This window comes from Microbacterium halotolerans (assembly GCF_003569805.1).
Lineage (GTDB): Bacteria > Actinomycetota > Actinomycetes > Actinomycetales > Microbacteriaceae > Microbacterium > Microbacterium halotolerans.
On sequence record NZ_KZ984051.1, the window covers coordinates 1,993,911 to 2,000,098 of the forward strand.

General features: G+C 68.6%; 6 protein-coding genes. 5 read left to right on the forward strand and 1 reads right to left on the reverse strand.

Translation table 11 applies throughout. The annotated features are described in order from the left end of the window. Positions 1 to 14: 14 nt before the first annotated feature. Complete coding sequence (locus DZG09_RS09255; RefSeq protein ID WP_119697276.1) at positions 15 to 1,061, reverse strand: FUSC family protein; 1,047 nt, start codon at positions 1,059 to 1,061, stop codon at positions 15 to 17. 49 nt (positions 1,062 to 1,110) lie between these two features. Here DZG09_RS09255 and DZG09_RS09260 point away from each other — a divergent pair, with 49 nt between their 5' ends. The 5 genes from DZG09_RS09260 (at position 1,111) to DZG09_RS09280 (ending at position 6,022) form a co-directional block, all read left to right on the forward strand. Further along, complete coding sequence (locus DZG09_RS09260) at positions 1,111 to 1,629, forward strand: DNA polymerase III subunit gamma/tau (protein ID WP_119697277.1); 519 nt, start codon at positions 1,111 to 1,113, stop codon at positions 1,627 to 1,629. Further along, positions 1,626 to 1,970: a bacitracin resistance protein gene (locus DZG09_RS09265; RefSeq protein WP_119697278.1), complete on the forward strand. Its 345-nt coding sequence runs from the start codon at positions 1,626 to 1,628 to the stop codon at positions 1,968 to 1,970. The genes DZG09_RS09260 and DZG09_RS09265 overlap by 4 nt, the downstream gene beginning before the upstream one ends. Positions 1,971 to 2,089: 119 nt before the next feature. Continuing rightward, the gene (serA, locus tag DZG09_RS09270; RefSeq protein ID WP_119697279.1) at positions 2,090 to 3,679 is read left to right on the forward strand and encodes a phosphoglycerate dehydrogenase; all 1,590 of its coding nucleotides are present in this window, start codon (positions 2,090 to 2,092) and stop codon (positions 3,677 to 3,679) included. 137 nt (positions 3,680 to 3,816) lie between these two features. Next, a complete protein-coding gene (locus DZG09_RS09275) occupies positions 3,817 to 4,869 on the forward strand; it encodes a 3-isopropylmalate dehydrogenase (RefSeq protein ID WP_119697280.1) in 1,053 nt (350 codons plus the stop codon). A gap of 70 nt (positions 4,870 to 4,939) precedes the next feature. Continuing rightward, positions 4,940 to 6,022, forward strand: a complete 1,083-nt coding sequence (locus tag DZG09_RS09280) for a branched-chain amino acid aminotransferase (RefSeq protein ID WP_119697281.1) — start codon at positions 4,940 to 4,942, stop codon at positions 6,020 to 6,022. Positions 6,023 to 6,188: the final 166 nt, after the last annotated feature.

A 6,188-nucleotide genomic window follows, 5' to 3' on the forward strand; every position in this document is an offset into this window, starting at 1 on the left:
GACCCTTCGCCGGCCTACGGGAGCGGATCGTCTTCCGTCAGCCCCTCGTGCACGCGTCGGAGATCCTCCAGGAGAGAGCCGACGAGGATCCAGTTGTCTCCGTCCGGTCTGTGCACCTGCAGAGGTCGGGTCAGCGCGGGCAGCGTCTCGGTGACGGGGGCATCGGGGCCAGCGTCCGCCCTGCGCACCAGGAACACGACATCGTGGGCGCAGCGTCGCAGCTGCTCGGCGATGCCCTGCACGATCGCGTCGTCGGCGACGGCGGAATCGTAGCGGTCGTAGAACGCGCGGGTCATGCCGACCACTTGCGTCACGATCGGCGAGAACCGGTCGCGCAGGGCGACGGTCTCGGCGAACCCGCCCCGGTGGCGGCCACCGCGCGGGTTGAGAGTGAGCGACTCGCGGGCATCGTCGATCGCGGCGTCGGCAGCCTCGCGCATCGGACGCAGCAGCCGTGCCGTCACCATCAGCTCGGTCAGCTGCGAAGGGGTCTGCGGGCGCATGAGCGCATCGGCGAGTCGCTCGAGCGTCGCGGCCAGCTCGTTGCCGAGCGCGTCGACGGCGCGGCGGGCCGGGTCGATCGCCACGGGAGGCACCAGCACCAGATTCACGATGAACCCGAGCGCCGCGCCGATCACCGTCTCGATGATGCGGTCGAGCGCGTACCCCGGTGTCGCCGCACCCAACGCGATCACCAGCAGAGCACTGATCGCGACCTGGTTCGTGGTCCCCGCGGTCATCCGGACCGCCCAGGCCACGCCGAGCGCGAGCACGATCGACAGCGGCAGCGACCACACGGGGTCGGCCACGAGCATGGCGATGCCGGAGGCTACGACGACGCCGACCACCACGCCGGCACTGCGTTCGATCGCCTTCAGATACGACTGGTTCAGGCTCGGCTGCACGACCAGCAGCGCCGCGATCGCAGCGAACACCGGGGGAGGGCCGTCGGGGATGAGCCAGCCGCAGACCAGCCACGCCGCGATCATCGCGACAGCGGACTTCGCGATCTGCAGCAGCGGTGCGCGGCGCTTGGCGCGGACCGCGGAGAGAACCTCCATACCGTCAGATTACGCAGACGTGCGGACGGAACCGCCTACGCTGGGAGGTATGTCGAGAGCAGACGACGCCTTCGCATGGGACGGGGACAACGACCCGACCCTCGATACGGGCGCCGAACATCCGAATGAGGCTGCCGCGCCTCCGGCGTCCGACGCGGTTGGCAGCGCCGAATCGGCACCCGCCGAATCCGCTGAGGAGCCGGAATCGGCGGCCGACGTCGCGGACGAGGAGAACGAGGAATCCGCGGGTGAAGTGCCGGCTGGCGACGTTGCGGAGCCGCGCCGCATGGGCGATGTCGCGCTGGTGGCGCTCGGCGTGCTCGGCGGCGTCTACGCGCTCTGGACGGCCGGGTGGATCGCCACAGCGCTGCGCATGCGGCCGCTGGCGCCAGACGCCATGCTCACGGCGAGCCTCGCGCTCGCGATCGCCGCGCCGATCGTCTGGTTCCTGACGTCGTGGATTCTGACGAGGCGGCGCTTGCCATGGGTGCGATTCACCGCGCTCGTCGCCGGGATCGTGGTGCTCGTGCCGTGGCCGTTCGTGATGCTGGGGGCGGTGGGACTGTGAGCGACGACACGCGCGCACGGCGCGCTCCCCGTTGGATCATCGCGGCAGTCGCAGGCTTCTTCGGTCTGCTCTACGCATTCGCCGTCTGGAACGGCGTCGCGCAGATCGTGAACGGCTGGGACGGGTTGCGAGGCTCCGGACCGATGATGTGGATCATGTGGGTGCTGACGATCGTGCTGCCGATCGCCGTCTACGCGGTCGGCCTCTCGGTCGGTCGTCGGCGCGGCGTCGGCGCGCTCTCGCTGCTCCTGCTGACGGGGCTCACCCTCGTCGGAGTGTTCTGGGTGAACGTTCTCGCCTACGTCACCTACGTCAACTTCTCAGCGCTTGTGACGTCCTGATCCGCACTGATTCGTCACCGACGCGCGCCGGTTATAGGCTGGGCGCAGATCGCGTCGGCGATGGTGCGCGGCGCGGCGTCATCCATCGCGCCCCCGCGCAAAGCCTCGAAGGATCCTACGTGTCGAAGCCCGTCGTCCTGATCGCCGAACAGCTCTCGCCCGCCACCGTCGACGCCCTCGGGCCCGACTTCGACATCCGTCAGATCGATGGAACCGATCGCTCCGCGCTGTTCGAGGCGCTGGCGGAGGCGAACGCGGTGCTGGTCCGCTCGGCGACGAAGATGGACGCGGAAGCGATCTCGCATGCGCCGAAGCTCAAGGTGATCGCCCGCGCGGGCGTCGGCCTCGACAACGTCGACATCAAGGCCGCGACGACCGCCGGCGTCATGGTCGTGAACGCTCCGACCTCGAACATCATCTCCGCGGCGGAGCTCACCTGCGGTCACATCCTCAGCCTTGCGCGCCGTATTCCCGCAGCCCGTGCGTCGCTCGGGGCAGGCGAGTGGAAGCGGAGCAGCTTCAGCGGCGTCGAACTGTACGAGAAGACTCTCGGTGTCGTCGGGCTCGGCCGCATCGGTGCGCTCGTCGCCGCGCGAATGCAGGCGTTCGGTATGCGCGTCGTGGCATACGACCCCTACGTCACCAGCACCCGCGCACAGCAGCTGGGCGTCGAGCTGCTCAGTCTCGATGAACTGGTGAAGCAGGTCGACTTCCTCACGATCCACATGCCGAAGACTCCGGAGACGACGGGCATGATCGGCGAGGCGGAGCTGAAGGCCATGAAGACGAGCGCGTACGTTGTGAATGTCGCCCGCGGTGGGCTGATCGACGAGCAGGCTCTGGCGGCTGCTCTCACAGCGGGCGAGATCGCAGGCGCAGGCCTCGACGTGTTCACCACGGAGCCGCCAGCCGATGCGTCGCTGACGGGGCTCAGCAACGTCGTCGTGACTCCGCACCTCGGCGCATCGACGAGCGAGGCCCAGGAGAAGGCCGGCGTCTCGGTTGCGAAGTCGGTCAAGCTCGCACTCGAGGGCGACCTGGTTCCGGATGCGGTCAACGTCGCCGGCGGTGCCATCGACCCGTTCGTGCGCCCGGGCATCGATCTGGTGGAGAAGCTCGGACAGGTGTTCGGCGGTCTCGCCGCCGGCGGCCTGCAGTCGCTCGACGTCGAGGTCCGCGGCGAGCTGGCCGACTACGACGTGAGCGTCTACCGCCTGGCTGCGCTGAAAGGCATCCTGCGCAACGTGGTCAGCGAGTCGGTGTCGTACGTGAACGCGCCGGTGATCGCCGAACAGCGCGGCATCGAGACCCGGATGATCGTGGAGGCAGACAGCCCCGAGTACCGCAACGTCACCATCCTGCGCGGCACGCTCTCGGATGGGTCGACCCTCGAAGTCGCGGGAACGCTTGCAGGCACGCGTATGGTGCAGAAGCTCGTCCGGATCAACCACTACGAGATCGAGGTTCCCCTCGAGCGGCACCACGTCGTCATCCGGTACGAGGACGGCCCCGGCATCGTGGCGGTGTACGGCAAGAAGCTCGGCGACGCCGGCATCAACATCGAGGGGATGCAGGTCGCGCGCGAGGTCGACGGCCAGGCGATCGCTGTGATCACGGTGAACGCCCGCGTGCCCGATGAGGTGCTCGACGATCTCGGCACGGCGATCGGTGCTTCGCTCGTGCGTCAGATCGAGCTCGTCGAGGACTGAGTCACGCCCCAGAGCATTCATCGCGCCTCGGGTTCCGCACACCGCGGCCCGAGGCGCGTTTCCGTCCCCGCGACGGCTACGCTGATGGGAAGCCCACGGGCGAAACAGCCTGTGAGGGAACGACGAGAAGGAGAGCGATGTCGCGCGTCGTGAAGTTGGCAGTCATCCCCGGCGACGGGATCGGTCCAGAGGTCGTGGCCGAGGCGGAGAAGGTGCTCGACGCGGCGACCGCGGGCACGGAGGTGCGCTTCGACAGAACACGCTTCTCGCTGGGTGCGCAGCGCTTCCTCGATACCGGGGACACCCTCACGGACGACGACCTCGACGCCATCCGGGCTCACGATGCGATCCTGTTGGGCGCCGTCGGCGGGCAGCCGGGCGACCCGCGCCTGCGCGACGCCAACATCGAGCGTGGGCTGCTGCTGAAGCTGCGGTTCTCGCTCGACCACTACGTGAACCTGCGCCCATCGAAGCTGTATCCAGGCCAGGCGGGCCCGCTCGCAGATCCGGGTCAGATCGACTTCGTCGTGGTGCGCGAGGGCACGGAGGGGCCGTACGTCGGCAACGGCGGTGCGATCCGGCAGGGAACTGCGCACGAGGTCGCGAACGAGACGAGCGTGAACACCGCGTTCGGCGTCGAGCGGGTCGTGCGCTACGCGTTCCAAGCCGCACGCAGACGCCGGAACAAGCTGACGTTGGTGCACAAGACCAACGTGCTCGTGAACGCGGGTTCGCTCTGGCGGCGCGTCGTGGAGGAAGTGGGCACGGAGTTCCCCGACGTCGACGTAGACTATCTGCACGTCGACGCGGTCACGATCTTCATGGTCACGAACCCCAGCCGTTTCGATGTGATCGTCACCGACAACCTCTTCGGCGACATCCTCACCGATCTGGCGGGTGCCGTAACCGGCGGCATCGGCCTCGCAGCCTCCGGCAACATCAACCCGGACGGCGCGTTCCCTTCGATGTTCGAGCCCGTGCACGGCTCGGCCCCCGACATCGCGGGCACGGGCGCTGCGGACCCCACGGCTGCGATCGCCTCCGTGGCGCTCATGCTCGAGCACCTCGGCTTCACCGCCGAGGCGGCGGGTGTGACCGCGGCCGTCGAAGCCGACATCGCCGAACGCGGTGAGGAGCCCCGCACGACATCCCAGATCGGCGACGCCATCGCCGCCGGGGTGCAGGCGTAACCTAGGAATCTGTCGCGTCGCAGACGGCCCGCCGGCCCCGACGCCCACGCAGCTAAGGATCGAAATCACCATGGCCGAAACTCCCGCACCGCTCGACTTCCTGGTTCAGAAGAACCTCGCAGCGAAGAACCAGGCAGAGCGCGAGCAGCTGCTCGTCGACCCGGGCTTCGGCTCGGTCTTCACCGACCACATGGTCGACATCTGCTGGTCGGAGAAAGGCGGGTGGCATCGTCCGCAGGTGCGCCCGTACGGACCGATCCAGCTCGACCCCGCAGCAGCCGTACTGCACTACGCGCAGGAGATCTTCGAGGGGCTGAAGGCCTACCGTCACGCCGACGGCGGCATCTACACCTTCCGCCCCGACATGAACGCGAAGCGCATGAACAGAAGCGCCCGCCGGATGTCGATGCCGGAGCTGCCCGAGGAGTACTTCCTGCAGTCGCTGCGCGAGCTGATCGCCGTCGACGGCGAATGGGTGCCGTCCGATCCGGATCAGACGCTGTACCTGCGGCCGTTCATGTACGCCAAGGAGGCCTTCCTCGGCGTGCGTCCCGCGAAGAAGTACGACTACCGGCTGATCGGCAGCCCGTCCGGCGCATACTTCTCCGGCGGCGTCAAGCCCGTCACCATCTGGCTCAGCGAGACGTACTCGCGCGCGGCGCAGGGCGGCACCGGCTCCGCGAAGGCCGGGGGCAACTACGCGTCGAGCCTGCTGCCGCAGGCGGAGGCCGCGGAGCAGGGATGCGACCAGGTCGTGTTCCTCGACGCCGAAGGCAATGTCGAAGAGCTCGGCGGCATGAACATCGTGTTCGTGAAGAAGGACGGCACGCTCGTCACCCCCGACTCCGACACGATCCTCGACGGAGTCACGCGCAACTCGCTGCTGCAGCTCGCCTCCGAGCGCGGCCACGCTATCGAGCGCCGCGGAATCTCGCTGGCGGAGTGGCGCGAGGGCGTCGCATCCGGCGACATCGTCGAGGTCTTCGCCTGCGGCACGGCTGCCGTGGTCACGCCGATCGGCGCGCTGAAGGCCGCGGAGTTCTCAGATGCCCAGCCCACTGGCGAGCTCGGTCTCTCGCTGCGCGAGGAGCTGACCGACATCCAGTACGGACGTAGGGACGACGCCCACAACTGGCTCCTCCGCCTCGACTGAGCGGCCCGCGGGCGGCCCGCTGGCGGCGTTGTCGTCGGTCAGGGCACTATCGGTGCCCTTCCTTCCTCCGCCTTGCCATCGCACCACCCGCGAACCGCTCAGCGTGTGGGGCGGGCGGCCCGCTGGCGGCGTTGTCGTCGGTCAGGGCACTATCGGTGCCCTTCCT

Excerpts from the sequence above, each read along its gene's own strand:
- DZG09_RS09255 (WP_119697276.1), bottom strand. The coding sequence starts at position 1,061 with ATGGAGGTTCTCTCCGCGGTCCGCGCCAAGCGCCGCGCACCGCTGCTG.
- DZG09_RS09260 (WP_119697277.1), top strand. The coding sequence starts at position 1,111 with ATGTCGAGAGCAGACGACGCCTTCGCATGGGACGGGGACAACGACCCG.
- DZG09_RS09275 (WP_119697280.1), top strand. The coding sequence starts at position 3,817 with ATGTCGCGCGTCGTGAAGTTGGCAGTCATCCCCGGCGACGGGATCGGT.
- DZG09_RS09280 (WP_119697281.1), top strand. The coding sequence starts at position 4,940 with ATGGCCGAAACTCCCGCACCGCTCGACTTCCTGGTTCAGAAGAACCTC.